The sequence below is a fragment of the Pseudoalteromonas sp. TAE56 genome, assembly GCF_000497955.1.
GTDB lineage: Bacteria > Pseudomonadota > Gammaproteobacteria > Enterobacterales > Alteromonadaceae > Pseudoalteromonas.
The window spans coordinates 37,091-57,058 of sequence record NZ_AUTN01000073.1; the positions used below are offsets into that span (position 1 = coordinate 37,091).

17 protein-coding genes and 1 pseudogene are annotated in these 19,968 nt (G+C 37.5%); 12 read left to right on the forward strand and 6 right to left on the reverse strand.

What is annotated here, in order from left to right; genetic code table 11:
- Positions 1–108 precede the first annotated feature (108 nt).
- Positions 109–525, forward strand: coding sequence for an MAPEG family protein (locus L656_RS0106525; protein ID WP_024598575.1), 417 nt, complete (start codon positions 109–111; stop codon positions 523–525).
- A 71-nt stretch (positions 526–596) separates the two neighbouring features.
- On the opposite strand, the pseudogene L656_RS01000000121995 reads toward L656_RS0106525, so the two are convergent.
- Positions 597–1,321 (reverse strand): annotated as a pseudogene (locus tag L656_RS01000000121995) (peptidylprolyl isomerase).
- A gap of 249 nt (positions 1,322–1,570) precedes the next feature.
- Here L656_RS01000000121995 and L656_RS1000000123250 point away from each other — a divergent pair.
- Entirely contained in the window at positions 1,571–1,741 is a 171-nt protein-coding gene (locus L656_RS1000000123250) for a hypothetical protein (protein WP_182720648.1), read from the forward strand.
- Between the two features lie 92 nt (positions 1,742–1,833).
- Positions 1,834–3,468 carry a bifunctional UDP-sugar hydrolase/5'-nucleotidase UshA gene (gene ushA, locus L656_RS0106540; RefSeq protein ID WP_024598576.1) on the forward strand — a complete coding sequence of 545 codons (1,635 nt, stop codon included), beginning with the start codon at positions 1,834–1,836 and terminating at the stop codon, positions 3,466–3,468.
- Positions 3,469–3,494: 26 nt separating this feature from the next.
- Here the strand turns inward: ushA and L656_RS0106545 are convergent, their stop codons facing one another.
- Together L656_RS0106545 and L656_RS0106550 are read right to left on the reverse strand one after the other, a co-directional pair.
- Positions 3,495–4,439: a hypothetical protein gene (locus L656_RS0106545; protein WP_024598577.1), complete on the reverse strand. Its 945-nt coding sequence runs from the start codon at positions 4,437–4,439 to the stop codon at positions 3,495–3,497.
- Positions 4,432–5,298, reverse strand: coding sequence for a hypothetical protein (locus tag L656_RS0106550; RefSeq protein WP_080668957.1), 867 nt, complete (start codon positions 5,296–5,298; stop codon positions 4,432–4,434). The genes L656_RS0106545 and L656_RS0106550 overlap by 8 nt, the downstream gene beginning before the upstream one ends.
- Positions 5,299–5,549: 251 nt before the next feature.
- Between L656_RS0106550 and L656_RS0106555 the strand changes: the two genes are divergently transcribed.
- The 3 genes from L656_RS0106555 to L656_RS0106565 all read left to right on the forward strand — a co-directional run bounded on the left by L656_RS0106555 (position 5,550) and on the right by L656_RS0106565 (position 13,085).
- The gene (locus L656_RS0106555; protein ID WP_024598579.1) at positions 5,550–6,404 is read left to right on the forward strand and encodes a S1/P1 nuclease; all 855 of its coding nucleotides are present in this window, start codon (positions 5,550–5,552) and stop codon (positions 6,402–6,404) included.
- Between the two features lie 43 nt (positions 6,405–6,447).
- Positions 6,448–9,621 (forward strand): TonB-dependent receptor, encoded by a 3,174-nt coding sequence (locus tag L656_RS0106560; RefSeq protein ID WP_024598580.1) that lies wholly within the window; start codon positions 6,448–6,450, stop codon positions 9,619–9,621.
- A 341-nt stretch (positions 9,622–9,962) separates the two neighbouring features.
- Positions 9,963–13,085, forward strand: a complete 3,123-nt coding sequence (locus L656_RS0106565) for a TonB-dependent receptor (protein ID WP_024598581.1) — start codon at positions 9,963–9,965, stop codon at positions 13,083–13,085.
- 52 nt (positions 13,086–13,137) lie between these two features.
- Here L656_RS0106565 and L656_RS0106570 read toward each other — a convergent pair whose 3' ends face one another.
- Complete coding sequence (locus L656_RS0106570) at positions 13,138–13,569, reverse strand: MarR family winged helix-turn-helix transcriptional regulator (RefSeq protein WP_024598582.1); 432 nt, start codon at positions 13,567–13,569, stop codon at positions 13,138–13,140.
- A gap of 151 nt (positions 13,570–13,720) precedes the next feature.
- Here L656_RS0106570 and hmgA point away from each other — a divergent pair, with 151 nt between their 5' ends.
- Complete coding sequence (hmgA, locus tag L656_RS0106575; RefSeq protein ID WP_024598583.1) at positions 13,721–15,022, forward strand: homogentisate 1,2-dioxygenase; 1,302 nt, start codon at positions 13,721–13,723, stop codon at positions 15,020–15,022.
- A gap of 2 nt (positions 15,023–15,024) precedes the next feature.
- Positions 15,025–15,654: a maleylacetoacetate isomerase gene (gene maiA, locus L656_RS0106580; protein WP_024598584.1), complete on the forward strand. Its 630-nt coding sequence runs from the start codon at positions 15,025–15,027 to the stop codon at positions 15,652–15,654.
- Positions 15,655–15,665: 11 nt separating this feature from the next.
- On the opposite strand, the gene L656_RS0106585 is transcribed toward maiA, so the two are convergent.
- Complete coding sequence (locus L656_RS0106585) at positions 15,666–15,899, reverse strand: TIGR02647 family protein (protein WP_007582405.1); 234 nt, start codon at positions 15,897–15,899, stop codon at positions 15,666–15,668.
- A 138-nt stretch (positions 15,900–16,037) separates the two neighbouring features.
- Here L656_RS0106585 and L656_RS0106590 point away from each other — a divergent pair, with 138 nt between their 5' ends.
- Together L656_RS0106590 and L656_RS0106595 are read left to right on the forward strand one after the other, a co-directional pair.
- The gene (locus tag L656_RS0106590) at positions 16,038–16,340 is read left to right on the forward strand and encodes a DUF1496 domain-containing protein (RefSeq protein ID WP_024598585.1); all 303 of its coding nucleotides are present in this window, start codon (positions 16,038–16,040) and stop codon (positions 16,338–16,340) included.
- 54 nt (positions 16,341–16,394) lie between these two features.
- Complete coding sequence (locus tag L656_RS0106595) at positions 16,395–16,703, forward strand: VF530 family protein (protein WP_024591820.1); 309 nt, start codon at positions 16,395–16,397, stop codon at positions 16,701–16,703.
- 50 nt (positions 16,704–16,753) lie between these two features.
- Here L656_RS0106595 and L656_RS0106600 read toward each other — a convergent pair whose 3' ends face one another.
- Positions 16,754–18,373 carry a diacylglycerol kinase family protein gene (locus L656_RS0106600; protein WP_024598586.1) on the reverse strand — a complete coding sequence of 540 codons (1,620 nt, stop codon included), beginning with the start codon at positions 18,371–18,373 and terminating at the stop codon, positions 16,754–16,756.
- Positions 18,374–18,723: 350 nt separating this feature from the next.
- On the opposite strand from L656_RS0106600, the gene L656_RS0106605 reads away from it, so the two are divergent.
- The gene (locus L656_RS0106605) at positions 18,724–19,248 is read left to right on the forward strand and encodes a sigma-70 family RNA polymerase sigma factor (protein ID WP_024598587.1); all 525 of its coding nucleotides are present in this window, start codon (positions 18,724–18,726) and stop codon (positions 19,246–19,248) included.
- Entirely contained in the window at positions 19,245–19,928 is a 684-nt protein-coding gene (locus L656_RS0106610; protein WP_024598588.1) for an anti-sigma factor, read from the forward strand. Before L656_RS0106605 ends, L656_RS0106610 begins: the two co-directional genes overlap by 4 nt.
- Positions 19,929–19,968: the final 40 nt, after the last annotated feature.

Genomic DNA, 19,968 nt, shown 5'->3' on the forward strand with positions numbered 1-19,968 from the left:
AAAATGCCTTCATAATCGAATATTAGTTGCGAGTATGCCAATCTTCGAGATTAAAAATCATTCAATATAAAAAGATACACAAACTCTAAATAATAATAAGGAAAAACAATGGAAAAAATCATCATACTTGCCATGTTTTCACAAGTTACGCTTTCACTGGTTGTAATGCTCATTATGGGTAAAAGGCGCTTTGCAGCAGCTAAAAACAAACAGCTAGATTTAAGCGATTTTAAAACAATGCAGTTAGATAAGGCTGGCGACACTATTAGGGTTGCAGATAGAAACTTTTCAAATCAGTTTGAAATACCTGTACTTTTTTACGCGGGATGTTTACTTGCACTACAACTAAATAGCGCCAGTACACTTGTGGCTATACTGGCCTGTTTATTTGTAGCAACACGCATTGTGCATAGTGTTATTCATTTAGGTGAAAATAACGTACGCGCACGTTTTAAAGTGTTTTTACTAGGTTGTATTTGTGTATTTTCAATTTGGCTTGCTATGGTTTGGCGAGTATTACTTTAAATAGCAAAGTTTAATAATAGTAATGTGAAAGGCAATTTACGCCTACCACATTACTATTGCATAAGATTTAATTATTTAGCACGTTTTAAACGAGGAAACACAAGTAAAAAAGCGCCTAAAAGCCACCCTAGCCCACCGCCAGAACTACTATCTGAACCTATTGGTGCACCTGAATCAATTAACGTGTTTTCAGTTACAGTAAGGCCTACGGCTGAATTAGGATCATCATCCATAACAGTTACACTTTGAATAGTTACCAAATTAGCACTACTAATGGCTACATCACTGCTTGAGCATTGCTCAGTGGTAATACCAACCACCGGTGTATCACCACAATGCACTAAAGCAGCAATTTTATCTAAGGTTGATTGGCTCGCGGNCCGCCATTTTGCGTATCTAGCGCTGCACTTCCTGCGCTATTATTAGCCATATTAAAAAACCACTGACTTGTAGCGCTATTTTCATTGCCTGATAATTTAGCCATTGCAATGGTGCCTTTAACGTTTGAAAAAACAGGCTCATTTTCTACAGCTGGCTTTGTAGTAATCGCATCTAATGAATCAGAGTATGTAAATCCACCACCTTGAATAACAAAGTTACTAACAGAGCGATGAATTACTGTTTCGTTATATGAATCGTCTTGAACGTAACTTAAAAAATTGGCGACTGTTTTAGGTGTTTGTTGATCAAACAAGTTAATTTCTATGACACCTTGGCTCGTGTTCATTTCGACAATAGTGGCAGCACTTGTAAAGCTTGCTGCAGCGAGTACTGAGCCAAGTAAAAGTTTTTTCATGTTATATTCCCGTTGTTATATTTTTTAGTTAATTATTAATGTGTTAACACATTAATACCATAGGCGACTAAAATCGATTATAAAGTGTGAGTTGATACAAATTAGACCGCGTTGATAACAAATTAATTACATATAGTATTACTTATATTCTTTTTAGCTATATAAATCTAATCATTTAAAATTAAATCATCTTAAAAGCATACCTACTTTTTGTTACCTTTAAAAAACACAAAACAATAGGAACTGACAATGCAACATACTGAACACACAATTTGCGACTTTGGTTTACACCGAGGCGAAGCTTACACAAAACTACCCGCTAGCTTTTTAACGTGGATGATTGCAACAAACCATGAAAAATCTAAATATGCGAGTGAAGAGTTAAAGCGCAGAGAAACAGCTGCAACAAGCCGTAATTAAGGTAAAATGTAAATAAGTACGTTTTTTTCGCATAAAACTAGTTTAAACTAGCCGCTCAATAAATTAAGTGGGCCTTAATAGACAGGTATTTTATGCGAATAATTATTTTATTTTCAGTTTTTTTAAGCGTACTTGGGTGCACATCGGCAACTTCCGACCCAAGTGCAAGCAACTCTCCTGCAACTCAATATCTAACTGTACTTCATACGAATGATAACCATGGGCGCTTTTGGCAAAACGAAAAAGGCGAATACGGTATGGCAGCTCGCAAAACGTTAATTGACTCATTACGCAATGAAGCTCAAAAGCAAGGTCATGCAGTATTACTTCTCTCTGGTGGCGATATAAATACAGGTATTCCTGAGTCAGATTTACAAAAAGCAGAACCTGACTTTAAAGGTATGTCGCTGATTGGTTACGATGCGATGGCATTGGGTAATCATGAATTCGACAATCCTATTGATGTACTGAATCAACAACAAGAATGGGTAAATTTCCCTTTTCTATCAGCTAATATATTTGAAAAAGAATCAGGCGAACACGCGTTTGATAGCTACAAAATATTCAAAAAGAATGGCTTAACTATTGCTGTTATTGGTTTAACAACAACCGACACAGCTAAAATTGGTAATCCTCAATATATTGGGCACTTGGAGTTTAAAGACCCTGTTGATGTTACAGCAAAACTAGCTAAAGAAATAAAAGCTAAGTACAACCCAGACATTACAATCGCCCTGACTCATATGGGTCATTATGTTGATGCTAGCTTTGGTATTAACGCACCCGGCGATGTAACACTTGCTCGCTCACTTCCTGCGAACACGCTTGATATGATCATTGGTGGCCACTCTCAAGAACCTGTTTGTATGAGCGATAAAAATGTAAATGACAATAGTTTTAAACCAGGTCTTGCCTGTAAACCGGACCAACAAAACGGTACTTACATTATGCAAGCCCATGAATGGGGTAAGTATGTTGGTAAAGCTGAGTTTAAGCTTGAAAACGGAAAATTAACGTTACTAGACTACAAACTGATGCCAGTTAATTTGTATGTAGATAAAGTACAAGCTGATGGCTCAACTAAAGAAGTATTAGCAAACGAGTACATTAAACCAGACTCAAAACTTGAATCTTATTTAGCGGTATACCAAGCAAAAGGCGCTAAACAAATTGAAGGTACCATTGGTGAAGTAGATGCTCGCTTAGAAGGTGACAGAAACAAAGTTCGTTACCAACAAACAAATCTTGCACGCGTAATTATTCAAGCTCAAATGGATGTAGTGGGTGCAGACTTTGGACTAATAAGTGGTGGTGGTATTCGCAGCTCAATAGAAGCTGGTGAAGTAAGCTATAAAGATATTTTAAAAGTACATCCTTTTAAAAACCGTATTACTTATATGGATTGGCAAGGCAGCGATTTATGGGATTATTTAAATACAGTAACGAGCTTCCCACCAGATGCTGGCGCTTATTTGCAATACCATAAACTATCGTTTGAGCGTAAAAATAATCAGTTAGTTAATGTTGTTATTAACGGCCAACCTTTGAACAAAAATAAAACGTATAGAATGAGCTTAAATAGCTATAACGCGTCAGGCGGTGATGGCTATCCTGCGCTTACAAATAAAAAAGGCTTTGTTAGTACAGACGAAACAGATGCCCAAGCACTTCAAGATTTCATCTCAAAAAACAGCCCTCTTAAAACGGCTGAATTTACTCCTAAATAGCCTCTAATAATAGGAAAGTAACCTTGTTACTTTCCTATTATTTCAATATTGCCCTTTCTAATATTGACCAGCCCATAACTATGCAGACGAGAGCGAGACCCCTCCCCGTATGCTTTAGGTGGATAATATAACTCTTTTTCTTCAGGATACTCGCTGAGTACTTCATCTAATGCCGCACGTATTTCGCTTAGGGTTTTTTCTAGGCTATTATTAAAGTTAGGCCTTTTTCTAACCGTATGGCCGAGTTCGACCAACCTATAAAAATACTTGTTAGCAAGCTCTAGCAGCTCCTCTGGTACATCTTTATTATGGCTAAGCGCGACGTCATCGTTATTTGTACAATACTCTACAAGTGCTAAATAAAAGCACAATGGCTTATTGGCTAAACACATTTTTTGTTCTGTATTACAACTACTTGAGAATGTCTTATCGTTAAGATCAACTATAAGTACAAGCGGCGTAGGCTCAGTAATTAGTTGATGCTGTGCATTATTAAACTGCTTATTGCTTTGTTTAATAAACGCAAACTTTACCCAAAAACTAATCAGCACACTTAATACTAAAAATATAAAATAGTAAATAAAATGGCTTAATGTAAAGTGCGTTTGTTGTACGTTAAATACAACTAATACGAGTCCGTTATTAGTGCTCAAACTACGTATTATTTGGTCTGAGTTTACAGGCGTTACCACTTCACTTTTTGGTGCAATAGCAACAACTTTAAGCTCGTTCGAATTAATGTAGCTATTTAAAGTTTTAATGTAGCTGTTAACAGCATCTTTATTACCTGAATGCTTTAGCAGCTCATTTGATAAATCGAGTAATGGTAAGTCGAGTGCTATTTGCCTTTCTATCTGCGTTATTTTTTGTTTAACTACTTGCTGGCCTTTCTGAGTTACAGAAATATAAAAGACTGACGATAAAATAAAAAATAAGCTTATAATAACAATTAGTTGCTTATACTTACTCATCACCATCCCCCTCTTTTAAGCTTACTAAGTTGGCACCGCAACGCCAAAATGGCTGTACGTTTTGATAGTAATGCAAACTTTGATCTTTAGACATATCAAGCAAGTTCTCCTGCACTGCGCATAATAAATCAGTGTTGTTTTGCTGCATTTTTAAATACCACCTTGTTCCAGAAATATTATTACTCAAAGGCGTAATATAGTTTTTTGAAAAACGCTTTTCGTCGCTCTCTTTCCAAAACGAAGCAATAATATCTACTTTTCCATTAGCGAGTAAATCACGTAATTCGTTATGAGAACTCGCATAAGTGATTTTCAAATTGGCTATATTAATATCCAACTCTTTAAACGTTTGCTTTGGTAAAATATGCCCTGATCGGCTGGTCGGATAATCAAGTAAACCTATGCGCTTATCTAAAAAGTATTGTTTGGTGAGTCGAGGCTTTTCTTTAGAAGATATAAAAAAAGCCGTGTAGTCAGAAAAACCAACAACGGGCTGGTAGTTATAGGTCGACTCCGCTTTAAAGGCTGCCATAATATTGTTTTTAGCCAAAATTAAGTCAGCAATTCCTTTACCCACGAACTCAAAGCTGTCTGCCGTTCTATATCCCCAATACCCTTTTACAGAGCCATATTGCTTAGCCACTACGTTATCAGAGCATAACTTTTGTGTTAGTAACTTAGCTATTTTTTTTGATTGTGTAAAAACAATTAATTGGCCTTTATTACTTGTTGCAGTTGTTTGACACTCAGTTGAGGTTTCTATCATAACTGGAAAGTGTAATTCATCATTGTATACACTAACTTGACCGCAAACCCACGTAACGACCAACAACAGAAACAAAAATGTAACAATTAACATTTTGTGCAACACAATATTTTTAAAATTCAAAGCAATGCCACTCAAAAATAGACGATATAGTGTATTTGAACAATTTCGCTTACTTATTACAATAAGTAATTTTACCTGTTAAATATAAACCATTGATTTAAAAGTAATGTTAATAAGAAATTATGAATTTTAATGAGTCCTTCCTATCAACACCAAAAGTAAGGACAATTGACCGCATTAGCCCATAGCAACGCCATGAAATATTCATTAAGGAAGTTCTAATGCATAGCAATATAAAGTACTCGATATCTTCTGCGCTTTTAATTAGTGCAATATTTACAAGCACTGACTCACATGCTTGGGGTCAAAATGGCCACCGTATTGTAGGGCAGATTGCACAATCTCATATAAGCGAAACAACTAAAGCAGCAATACAACCCTACCTTGATGGTGAATCACTAGCACAAATATCAACCTGGCCTGATGAAATGCGCTCAGCTCCTGGCGAGTTTTGGCAAAAGCAATCATCTCGTTGGCATTATATTAATGCAGCACCAGGAAAATCTTTCAGCTTCAATCACGATCACACTAAAAACAAAGAATCTGTAAGTAATATCCTAGAAGGCATTCACTATTCAATGCAAACACTTACTGATACCAACAGCACGTTAGATGCTAAACAGTTCAGTTTACGTTTTTTAGTACATTTGGTGGGCGACAGTCACCAACCATTTCATGCTGGTAGAGGTGAAGACAGAGGTGGTAACCGTATTAAGGTTTCATTTTTTAACGAAGAAACAAATCTTCACAGCCTTTGGGATACAAAGTTAGTTGAGAACGAGAATTTGTCGTTTACTGAGTACGCACAATTTATTGATACAAATAACAGCGAGTTAATTGCTGAGTATTTACAAAGCTCACCTATGACATGGGTTGAAGAATCTCATAATTTAGCTACAAAAATTTATAAATATACCAACGACGAAGTTGGGTACAGCTACATTTATAACAACACTCCAATTGTAAAAACACGCTTACAGCAAGCGGGTATCCGATTAGCTGGACTATTAAACGCCTTATTTGACCCTTCTGCAAAAGAGTTAGAAACGGCATTAAAAATGACGACTGACAAATAAACAGTATTAAATTTATATAACCTACACACGGGAAATCAACATTATGACTAAGCTTCGCCTTTCGAAATTAACTGGAGCGGTAATTTTAGCTCTAGGTGTTTCTACAAGCGCAATGGCTGCTGATACTTCATCTGCAATGCGTGGTAAAATTACAACGCCATCAGGTGGCAATGCTGCAAACGTTAAAATCAAAGTAGTTCACCAACCAACGGGAACTATTAGCGAACTAACTACAAACGAAAGTGGTACGTTTATCGCTAATGGTTTACGTGTAGGTGGTCCTTACATGGTTATCATCGACTCTGATACGTTTAACGATACGACTGTTGAAAATATCTACTTGAACCTTGGTGAAACTTACCGCTTAAGCTCGCAGCTTGCTCCGCTAAACATCGAAAAGATTGAAGTGTCTGGTTATAAGATTGTTCAACAATCAGGTGGCTCTAGCAGTACATTTGGCTCTGATACTATAGAAAATATGCCAAGCTTTAATCGCGACATTAAAGATATTGCGCGCTTAAATCCACTTGCTAGTATTAATGGCAATGGCGAGCTAACGTTTGCAGGTAGTAACCCACGTACAAACGGTTTAACTGTTGACGGTATTGGTCAAAATGACGACTTTGGCTTGAACTTTGGTGGTTACCCTACTTCTCAGCCTCCTGTTGCACTTGATGCTATTGAGCAAGTTTCTGTTGATGTATCTCCATTTTCGGCTTCTAAAGGTAACTTTGGTGGCGGTACTATTAATGCCGTAACAAAATCTGGTACAAATGAGTTTAAGTTCTCTGGCTTTTATGAAATATCTACTCCTGAGATAGCTGGTGATGTTGATAATATTGTACAAGAAGACGATCTTGATGAGCTAGGTCATAAAACTTACTCTACAAATAAAGTAGAGCCAATTAAAACTGAAGAAAGATTTGGTTTTAATGTCGGTGGAGCGATTATTGAAGATGAGCTGTTTTATTTTGTTAACTATGCAGAATGGTCAAGTGAATTAGATCTAGATTACGGCTTTGATGGCTCTGGTGCTTCAAATGAATTTAATACTTCTGAAGCTAACTATAATCGTTTCATCTCTATCTTAAATAATGAATACGGCTTAACTGATTCATTGGCCGGTGCGCCAGAAGATACAAACAAAAACTTGCTTGTTAAATTAAGCTGGAACGCAAGTGATGACCACCGTTTAGATTTCACTTATCAATGGCAAGACGATCAAGATGAGCGTAACTCTAGTACGGGCGGAGACAACATAGCTTTAGTTTCAAGCACTTATGCCTACGTAACTAAGTTTAATAACTTTTCATCTAAACTTTACTCTGATTGGAGCGAAAACTTTTCAACAGAAATTGGTGTGTCGTATAAAGATGTTACTTCTGATAGCGCAACTCGCTCTAACTTAGGAAGCATTACTGTTGAGGAAGACGGTCGAAATGGTCCTTCTTACAACTTTGGTACAGATCAATACCGCCATGCAAACCGTTCAGAAACACAAAACCTAACTTTTACGTTAGACGCTACGTATTTAATGGATGAGCATGAAATAAACTTTGGAGCTCAGTACGAGTCACTTCGTTTATATAACTTGTTTGCTCAAAACTCTCTTGGAACGTGGAAATTTGATAGCTTAGAAAATTTTGAAAACCGTGAGATTGGTTCTTATGATTTCTCTTATCAAAATGCTTACACTAATGATTCAGCTGATACAGCATATGATGTAAGGCGTAACCAGCTAGCGCTTTACATAGAAGATACTTTTTATGTAGGTGATGATTTAGAAGTCACTGCAGGTGTTCGTTATGAGCGCTTATCATCTGATGATAAACCAACTCTAAATGAAAATTTTGCTAATACGTATGGCTTTACTAACCAAGAAAATCTTGATGGTCTAGACATTATACTTCCTCGTGTTGGCTTTAAGTACTACGTTACAGAAGCGCTTACTATTAATGGTGGTATTGGTCGTTTCCAAGGTGGTATTCCAAATGTTTGGTATAATAATTCATTCCAAAGTGATGGCATTACTTTAGTAACAGCACAAAACGATGTAATTAATGATTACTATGCAAATAACACAGCTGATATTACTCAGGTTCCTGATGAAATAAAAAATACATTAGAGCAAGGTGCAGGAAGTGTTGCGTATATCGACCCTGACTTTAAATTGCCTTCAAGCATTCGTACTCAAATAGGTTTTGAATATGAGTTTGACTCTGAACTATTGGGTGATGGCTTTAAATGGCAAGCAGAAATTGCTTACCATAAAAAAGAGAATGAAGCGGTATGGCATAATTCGTCTATTAACCCAGTCGGCTTAGCTGCTGACGGCGAACGTGTTATCAATCAGAGTATTTACAGTGGCGATAATGTTGACATAGAAATGACTAATTCATCGGATGATGGTCGTTCAATTATTATTTCAACGGGTATTGCTAAACAATGGGACAATGGCCTGTTTGTATCGGCAAGCTATGCTCACCAAGATGTTACAGAATCATCAGCAGGTTCAGCTTCTCAGGCAGAAGGTAACTATAAGCACAATATTACAGTAAATCGTAATGAAGATATTGCAGCACGTGGATTTTACGAAGTTGAGCACAGCTTTAAAATTAACTTAGCATATAACACTGAATTTTTTGAAGGATACGCAACCAAGTTCAATGTTTATTTTGAACGTCGTTCAGGTCGCCCGTTTAGTTACACAATGAATATGTATAAAGATGAAGACTTAGGTGATACTAGTTCTTTATTCACTAATGGTGCTTACTTACCTTATATCCCTACAGGTGCTGATGATCCGAATGTAAATTGGGCTGAATCAGATATGACTTGGGCTGAGTTAGAACCGTTATTAGAGCGTGCTGGTATATCTCAACGTGGTGGTATTTTAGGTAAAAATACAGCAACGCAACCTTGGGTTACTACAATGGACGTTAGCATTAAGCAAGAAGTACCTGGCTTTGCTGAAGGTCACACTGGTGAGGTTTATCTAATGATTGATAATTTCGCAAACCTTCTAAACAGCGATTGGGGTGTAGAAAAACGCCTAGGTTACTCTAACCAAACTATTTATGACTTTGGTGGTCTTGATGATCAAGGCAGATATAAAATAGACAACAGTTTTGGCGGTGCAGATGTGCGTAATTACTCGCAAATCAGTTCATCGTCATCAGCTTGGCAGGCTAAAGTTGGTATTAGCTACAAGTTTTAGTTCTTAAAACTGCATCAATAACTTGTTAAGTTATTTGTAAGTTACAATAGACCCATTGCAAATTTGTAATGGGTTTTTTTATTTTACCCCTACAATTTCACATGTTTGTCATAAAGCCCACGTAATATATACCCCGATATAGAGTTATTGCTCAAAAAAACACTCAAATAGACAAATATATTACTATTTATTAAAAATATATTGCAGTTGTATTTTATTTGTAACGAATAAATAAGGTACACTAGTAACGGATTTTGAATAAATGAACTTCAACTGTTTATTTTACAAAATTTTAAAATAAAAATATAAAAATTTAATTAATAACTACACGGGAAAATTAAATGAAAACTCAATTACGCAAAACAGCTCTTTCACTTGCTATTGCAGCATGTGTTGGTGTAAGTGGCGCTGCAATGGCTAACGAAACGACCTCTGCAATTAAAGGTCAAGTAATGGGGCCTAACGGTAACCCAGCAGCCGGCACTAAAGTAACAATTTTACACGTGCCTTCTGGATCAGTAAAAACAACTGAAGTAAATGACGCTGGTTACTTTACAGCTAAAGGCCTGCGTGTTGGCGGTCCTTATAAAGTAGTTGTTGATTCAGATGTATACGCAGACCAAGAATTTAATAACATTATATTAAACATTGGTAACGACTACCCTGTAAATGTTTCTCTTGAGTCACAATCAAGCATGGAACAAATTGTGGTTACTGGGGCACCAATTAGCTCTATGTCTGGCGGAACTGGTCCGGCGTCTACATTCACGCTAACAGATCTTGAAAATACTCCAGCTATTAACCGTGATTTAAAAGATATTATTCGTATCGACCCGCGTATCACAATTGATGACAGCCGTGGTTCAATTAATTGTGGTGGTGGTAACCCTCGTTACAACAGCTTAACGCTAGACGGCGTTCGTATGAACGATAACTTCGGCTTAAGCTCAAATGGTTACCCTACTATTCGCGCCCCTTTCTCTTTTGATTCAATTGAACAAGTTTCAGCTGAACTTGCACCGTTTGACGTTCAATACGGTGGTTTTACATCATGTAACATTAACGCTGTAACCAAATCTGGTGGCAACGATGTTCATGGCGCTGTTTTCTACGATTACACTAGCGACTCTTTCAAGGGTGATAAAATTGAAGGTGATGACGTTGATAACGGTAACTATACTGAAAAACGTTACGGCTTCAACGTAGGTCTTCCACTAATTGAAGATAAACTATTTTTATTCACTTCATATGAAAAACTTGAAGGTGTTCAACAGTTTAACTACGATGGTTTAAGCAGCGGCAGTGTAACTGCTGATGATATCTCGCGTATCACAAGCGTTGCTCAAACTGTATATGGTTACGATGTAGGCGGAATGCCTTCAAGTATGCCTGTTGAAGATGAAAAAATCTTAGTTAAATTAGATTGGAACATCAACGAAGATCACCGTGCAAACTTAATCTATAACTACAACGATGGTAATACTGTTTCACAGTCTGATACTGGCTCTAGCCGTGTATCACTATCTAACCACTTTTATGACCAAAGTGCAGAATTCACTTCAATCATTGCATCTGTTTACTCTGATTGGTCAGATGACTTCTCTACTGAAGTTCGTATTGGTAAGTCTGAGCTTGATGCAACAGTACAATCACTAGATGCAGCAAGCAGTTTTGGTGAAATGCAAATTCGTACCGAAGATGGTGGTACAGTTTATATTGGTCCAGATGACTCACGCCAATCAAACGATTTAGATTACGATACAACTACATTTAAAGTTGCAGGTACTTATTACCTAGATCAACATACAATTACTGCTGGTTACGAGTTTGAAGAGTTAGATGTATTTAACTTATTCGTTCAGCATACTGAAGGTGAGTACCGTTTCAACAATGTTGATGATTTTGAAAATGGTATTGCAAGTGCTATTTACTACAACAATGCTGCTGGTACAAATGATCCTAACGATGCAGCTGCAAGCTTTTCGTACGCTCAGCATACATTTTACGTGCAAGACGAGTATTCATTCACTGATTTAGATGCAAACATCACGTTTGGTCTACGTTATGACAAATATACAAGTGATGATGTACCTAACTTAAATCAAAACTTTACTGACCGCTATGGCTACAGTAACCAAAGTACATTTGATGGTATCGATTTAATTCAACCACGTGTAGGCTTCCAATGGTACGCTACAGATGCACTTGAAGTCCGTGCAGGTGTTGGCTTGTTCTCAGGCGGTAACCCTAACGTTTGGTTATCTAACTCTTACTCAAACGACGGCATTACAAACATTAGCGCAAACCAGTTTGGTTCTATCGACTTGTTCGCAACACCTAATGTAAATAATGGTACTCCAGGATTTGAAGTACCTCAGTCTCAATTTGATGCAGTAGCTGACACAGTAATCGGCTCAGGCGATTCAACTGCAAACGCTGTTGACCCTGACTTTGAAATCCCATCAGAGTGGAAATACTCACTTGGTGCAACATACACAACTGAAAACGAGTACGTAATCTCTCTTGATTACTTATATTCGAAGAAGAAAGACGCTGCGTTAATGCGTGACATCGCACTTCAAGATTCTGGCGAAACTACATTTGATGGTCGCCCTATTTACGAATCAATTGAAGGTCGTGAAAACGAATACTTACTAACAAATGTGAGCGGTGATAGCGGTGATTCATCTGTTATCTCATTAGCTGTTAGCAAAATGTTTGATAATGGCGTAAGCGTAAACTTTGGTTATGCATATACAGACTCAGACGATGTTAACCCAATGACAAGCTCTGTAGCTGGTTCAAACTACGGTAACATTGCCCTAACAGATCCAGGTAACCCAGGTGTTGCTTCATCTGATTACGAAATTCCACATCGTTTCACTATGACTCTTGGTTATACTCATGAGTTTGTTGATGGTTTTGCTACTCGCTTTAATCTATTCGGTGAAGCATATAAAGGCTTACCATACAGCTACACATTTGATGGCAGTGACGAAAATGTATGGGGCGATGCAAACTGGAATGGTAACCGCCAACTACTTTACGTTCCACTTGAAAACGATCCAAACGTTGTTTACAACATGAGTGCTGCTGATATCAATGAATTCAATGAATTTATTGCATCAAATGGTTTAGAACGTGGTCAAACGACTAGCCGTAACGCAGAAAACTCTGATTGGTTTGTTAAGTTTAACTTTAAGTTAACTCAAGAGCTTCCTGGTTTTATGGAAGGTCACAAAGGTGAAGCATTCTTCGTAATTGATAACCTTACAAATCTGTTAAACGATGATTGGGGCGTACTTAAGAAAGGTCCTTTCGTTGGTGCTAGCATGATTTCAACATCACTTGATGATCAGGGTCGTTACGTTTACTCTGACTTTAATGCGAATAATGCAAATACATCTGTACAATCAGATGCATCTGTATGGCAAATGCGTGTAGGTCTTCGTTACACTTTCTAATTTAGAACTGTAACCTAAAACATCTTTTAAAAGCCCACTTTGGTGGGCTTTTTTATGCCTTTAATTTGTTATTTAACTTTTCAAGTATACTCACTAGCACCTCGTATTCTTCGTTGGTTAAAGTGCTCAGTAATTGTTTTTCCCAATTTAGTGCATCGGGTGTTATTTGCTCATATAAGCTTTGGCCTTCTTTACTCAGTACAAGTAAGGCCGCGCGTTTGTCTTGCTTATTTAATTCACTTCTCACTAAGCCTTTGTCTATTAGTACTTTTACCGCGCGCGACACTGTCGATTTATCCATATTTGCTTGTGTGCATAAATCCTTTGCGTTGCTTTGCCCATACTGCGCTAAATTAGCAAGTATTCGCCACTGGGGAATATTTAAACCGTACTTAGTTTGATAAACCTTGGCAAAATCGTTACTTACATGTGTTGCTATATTCGTTAATTGATAAGGTAAAAACGTTGCTAAATCAATTTTCATTTTTGGTTATCCCAGCTTTGTAAGGTTTACTTTGGTGTTCATTAATATTTACACAGATGCGTAGTTGCACATTTGATATTAGTCTCACTTGAGAGTACCTTAACTGAAATAATAATAATATTAAACCAACCCCCTCTCACAGGAGTCAGTAATGGCGACACAATTAAGTTATATGACAGGTTTTGGGAATGAATTTGAAACACAAGCGCTACCTGGTGCATTACCAATAGGACAATTTAGCCCACAAAAGGTTAAATACGATTTATACACCGAACAATTTAGTTCGACTGCATTTACGGCTCCGCGTGCTTCAAATCGTCGTACTTGGTTTTACCGCCTTCGTCCATCGGTAGTGCAAGGTGATTACCAAGAAATTGATAACGGCTTAATAAGAACAGCCCCAATTACTGAAGCCATAACACCACCAACAATGCTACGTTGGAACCCTATTGATATGCCTTCACAGCCTACTGACTTTATTGATGGCTTGGTAACGATGGCAGCTAATGGCAGTGCCAATGGGCAATCGGGTATTGGCATTCATGTATATGTCGCTAATCAGTCAATGCAAGGGCGTTACTTTTGTAATGCCGATGGCGAAATATTGTTCGTCCCTCAGCAAGGTGAGTTATTAATTCACACCGAGTGCGGTAAGTTAAGCATTAAACCAGGTGAAATTGCTGTAATTCCCAGAGGAATTAAGTTCGCTGTTGATTTAATTGACGATACAGCCCGTGGTTATATTTGTGAAAATTACGGCCATGCGTTAGAGCTTCCAGAGCGAGGACCTGTTGGTGCCAATGGTTATGCCAACGACAGAGACTTTCAATATCCCGTTGCTGCCTTTGAAGATAAAGAAGGCGACTTTGAGCTTGTTTCTAAATTTAACGGTAATTTATTCAGCTGTGAAATAAAACACTCACCTTTTGATGTTGTTGCATGGACGGGTAATAGCTCCCCCTATAAATACGACTTATCGCGTTTTAATGTAATGAATACAGTGAGCTTTGATCACCCCGACCCATCTATATTCACTGTGCTAACCTCTCCTTCGGCTACTGAGGGTATGGCAAATGTCGATTTTGTGATATTTCCACCGCGTTGGATGGTAGCCGAAAATACATTCCGCCCGCCGTACTACCACCGCAACATTATGAGCGAATTTATGGGCTTGATTGAGGGTGTATATGATGCAAAAGAGCATGGTTTTGTACCTGGTGGCGCAAGTTTACACAATTGTATGTCGCCACATGGACCTGAAGCCGACGTATTTGAAAAAGCCTCAAACGCTGAGCTTACACCACAAAAATACGAAAACACATTGGCCTTTATGTTTGAGTCGCGCTATATAATTTCACCGACAAAATATGCACTAGAAGGTAAAGAACGCCAACCAAATTACACCGATTGCTGGCGTACTATAAAAAAACAATTTACAGGTGCAGAGGATTAGTTATGAAATTATACAGCTACTTTCGCTCATCAGCGGCTTATAGAGTGCGTATAGCGCTTAACTTAAAAGCAATCGATCATAAACTTGCTATTGTTAACCTTTTAAAATCGGAGCAGCTTGGGGAGGAATACTTAGCAACTAATCCCCAAGGGTTACTACCTGCACTTGAAACCGATGATGGTGTTTTAGCGCAATCGCTTGCAATACTGGAATGGCTTGATGAAACTTATCCGCAATCGCCATTACTTACAGGGACTGCGTGGCAAAAAGCACAAATAAGAAATTTAAGCTTTGCCATTGCCTGCGATATTCATCCTGTTAATAATTTACGCGTGCTGAAGTATTTATCAAGCGAATTAGGTGTTAATGACGAGGCTAAAAATAAGTGGTATCGACATTGGATAGAAGTTGGTTTTGAAAAAATAGAACTGATGCTAAACAAAAATGATGACTACTGTTTTGGTAACCAACCAACACTTGCTGACATTTGTTTAGTGCCGCAAGTATTTAATGCACTTCGTTTTAACGTAAATATGAACGTTTATCCAAAAATTGCAGCTATTTACGAACACTGTAATAAATTAGCTGCATTTAATGATGCTGCACCGCAAAATCAACCCGATGCAAATTAAACTAATTTAGTCTAACTTTGTAGCGCACTATGAATAACCGTAATATGCTCAATTAAATCTAAGCCCAGATCAGTTAAATATCCGCCATCTGGGCTATCTATAATCCCTTTTTCAAATAAACGTTGCGCTGCACTAAGTAAGCTTGGTTCTGCGTCTGAGTGTAATTTAATACCCTGCATTTTACTGTCTCGAGGAAATTTTGCTAATAGTGTGAATTCTTCGATCATTGTTTGATTAAATTGCATTGTGTGCACCTTTTTATTTGAATCTAAGTTGTTCTGTGTGTAACTAAGTTTATAATTAAAATCACTTTGTGTACTTTACACTAGCACGTTTTTTAGCTTAATGTATTATTTTTAACCCACCCTATTTAAAGGCCTCTAATGCGTAACTTTTTAATTCTATGCTTTTGTTTTAGCAGCTTATCGTATTCAATACTCAGTGAAGCAACAACTCTTAAAACCCATTCAATTATTGATGAAAACCAGTTTGTAAATGAAGAATCTAACTGTTGGTACGACAACAAACGCTATAGCGAAGGCGCATTAATACAAATTCACTCATTTACACTTTTGTGCGGTGCTAAAACACCCCAGCACAGTAACAGCCAACTCATTTGGCTAAAAATAGATAAACAAGGTAATGCTATTTACCCAACAGCTCCTAAAACAATCACTGTGAATTAGCGCTAAAAGCTGATTTGAGCTACAATGCACGCAGTTTAAATAAGTAGTATGGCTATGAATAATCAACCTAAAAACCCTTTACATGGGGTCACGTTAGAACAAATACTTGTTGAGTTAGAACAGCGACTTGGCTGGAGAACACTTGGCGAACAAGTAAAAATTAAATGTTTTACTGATCAACCCAGCATTAAATCGAGTTTAAAGTTTTTGCGTAAAACGCCTTGGGCTCGCGATAAAGTGGAAGCACTTTATATTCACACTATAAATAATAAACCTATTCGTAGACCAAAAAGTGCACCGAGAGAAACATCTTCTCAAGCGCCGGATACAACAGGGTTTGTTTGGCCATCAATTAAAAAATGATGTAAAAAAGGAGCTAATTTAGCTCCTTTTTTGATTGTAACAAGCGCGATTTATTGCTCTTTGCAAATCACTTTTAATGAGGCCGGCTCAATAGTAATAACGAGTTTGTGAGCAGTTTTAATTTCACCATCAAGTACGTATTTAAGCTCACCTTCGCCTGTAACCTCGACTCTTTTAGCATTTGTATGGTGTGAGTTTATAGCTAAATGTGTTTGCGTTAAGCTGCTAAACATTAGCTCTGCAATACTCAATACTGTGGTTGAGTTTTCGTCATTTGGTGTTAGCCAATTTACATCAAGAAGCCCGTCACTATGATCTGGCTGCCCACCACCTTGAGCCAATAACGTTGTAAAAGGCGCAGCGTTAGCCACAATAAAGCTATTTGTACATATTTCTTTGGGCTCATTATCGTCGAGTTTTACATTAAGTAGCTGTGATTTTTGCTCGCCAAAAGCTTCAAAAAAACCATTTAAATAGGCAAGTTGTCCCGATTTATTTTTTGACTCTCTATCTGCTTTTTCAATCATTGATTGCTCAAAACCAATACCCGCTAATAAAAGTACTAATTCATTATTACAATAAGCCGTATCTATTGTGCTTGTTTGACCATCTATAATTAGGTCACAGGCTTGTTCTACTGGAATAAACTTAGAGCTTATACCCATTAATACATGCGCAAGTGCGTTTGCAGTCCCCATTGGGATGATTCCTAGCTTACATTGTGTATTTACAAGTACGCTTGCAACTTCGGCCACTGTACCATCGCCTCCACACGCAATTATAATGTCTGGCTTTTGCGCTATTGCTTGTTTAGCAAGCTCAATACCGTTAACGTATTGTGAAGTAGTCAATACTGTTAAATCGTAATAGGCGGATAACCGCGCAACAATTAAATGCTCTTTTTCTTGCCATAATCGCGTACCCGAAACAGGGTTTGCAATTAAAACAGCTTTGTTTTTAATCAGCAACTCGCCTTTTTTATGACGCTTAGCTAAATGACGAAGTTGATGCTTATTTAAGTTTGCGGTTTCGCGGGTTTCTTTTATTTGCGCAAGTACTTCATGCACATCTGCATTTTTATTTTGACTCAATAAATAAGCCGCCATTACAAAAACAGACCGCCCACGGCCTAAGGCGCAATGTACAACTACGCGACGATTTTCTTTAATATGGTGATGTATCCAATTAATAGCCTGATTCAGCTGCGAATGTGAAGGGACACTATGATCAAGCACCGGAATATTTAAGTAATTAAAGTTCTCTTGCGTTGAACTCCACTCTAGACCGTCAAACTCGCACGTTACATCCAAAATCGCCGTAATTCCGTTATCTTTTAATGTGTCTATGTCTGAGGGAAATAATCGGCAAGCTAAAAATAGATTTTCGTTTATTTGTTGAATGGGCGGCACTTTATCGCGCTTACGTGACCATGCATTATATATTTGCACACCAAATAAAAACGGTACAAATGCCCAACGTATATAAAATGGGATCACCCCATTTTCACGTTTTCTAAATATTTTTGCTGTATTAAAAATATATGCGGTACTCACTAATAAAAGTGACAGCGCAGTCCAATAAAAAACAATAGCAAAGTAAACAGAGTTTACTTCCCAACCAATAAAAATAAGTAGTAATGCTAAAAGTGAATAACCAATTGCAGCCCACATAGTCTCTCCTTTGTGTAAATAATTCCGATTTTCTAATTTTAATTTAAACGGCTTTATGTACCCTTTTGCAAATATCACGCCATATAAACGGCATTTTAAATTCAAATTAAAATCATAAGCTATTGATATATAATATTAATAATAAAATAAATTTAAGTGCAATCTGCTCTTTGTGCATTTTTTACAATCATGTGAATAAATTATACTTACACGTCTAAATTTCAAATACTGATCGGTTATTGCTTGTACTAACGTATAAAGCAGCTAATCTAAAAATCAATTAAAATTTTTTGCATCCAAATCACGCCCTCAACCGTTTACTCAATGATAATAAGAAAAACAGGACCCCTATGGATAACGATAATTTACTCCCTCTTTTGTGCGCAACAGCACAAGGTGACAAAAATGCTTTCTCGAGTTTGTACCAGCAAACTAGCGGCAAACTTTTTGCTATTAGTTTAAACATGCTCACAAATAGAGCCCATGCCGAGGAAGCATTACAAGATGCTTTTATAAAAATTTGGCATAACGCATCTGAGTATAATGCTTCAAAAGGCACTGTTATAAGCTGGATGATAAGTATAGTTAGGTACAGAAGTCTCGACTCGCTGCGCTATCACAAAGTACGAAAAGAGCAGTCGTTAGGCGATGACGAATATGAGAATGAAAGCATCGACGTTAATTACGATGAAGAAACAAAACTGGTTAATTGTATCGAACAACTTGAGCCGCAACAAAAACAAGCTATTCACTTAGCTTATTACAAAGGGCTGAGCCATAGCGAGTTAGTGGATCATATCGAAACGCCATTAGGTACAGTTAAAAGCTGGATCAGGCGTGGGCTCATGCAGCTACAAAGGTGTTTAACATTATGAATTATAATAAACCCGAATTATTAGACGCACTTGCTGGGCAGTATGTTCTTGGCACACTTAGAGGACTTGCCCGTAAGCGCTTTCAGCGTCTTTTGCTTAGTTCGAATCAAGCACGTGAAGCAACAAGTATGTGGGAGCAAAACCTAAATAACTTAGCGAGTGCTATTACACCGCAAACGCCACATGACGATGTATGGATAAATATTCTACAGCGCATTGAAAACAGGCCACAAACAAGTAAAACGGTTATACATACTAAGCCTTCTATTTGGCGTACATGGTCTTTTGTTGCAACAGCCGCGTGTATTGTTTTAGCCTTTTTGATTATTCAACCTTCTAATAATGTTGTTCAAACGCAACAAATTGCCTTGGTCCAAAATCAAGACAAACAATCATTATGGTTTATTGATGTTAACGATAAAGGGCTTTCTATCAAAGCCAGTAGCCAATTGGTTGCTCAAACAAATAAAGATTATGAACTTTGGATGATTTTAAAAGGGCAAGATGCGCCTATTTCATTGGGTTTACTTCCCAAGCAAGGAAGTAAAATATTATTAAAAGATAACCGCTTCAACGCAAGTGATATTGCATTGCTAGCAGTAAGTTTAGAACCTATTGGTGGCTCGCCAAATGGATCACCGACCGAGGTGTTATACACCACAGAGCTGGTACTTTTATAACCTTACTATTACGACTAATATTGGCTGCTTGTATAAAGCA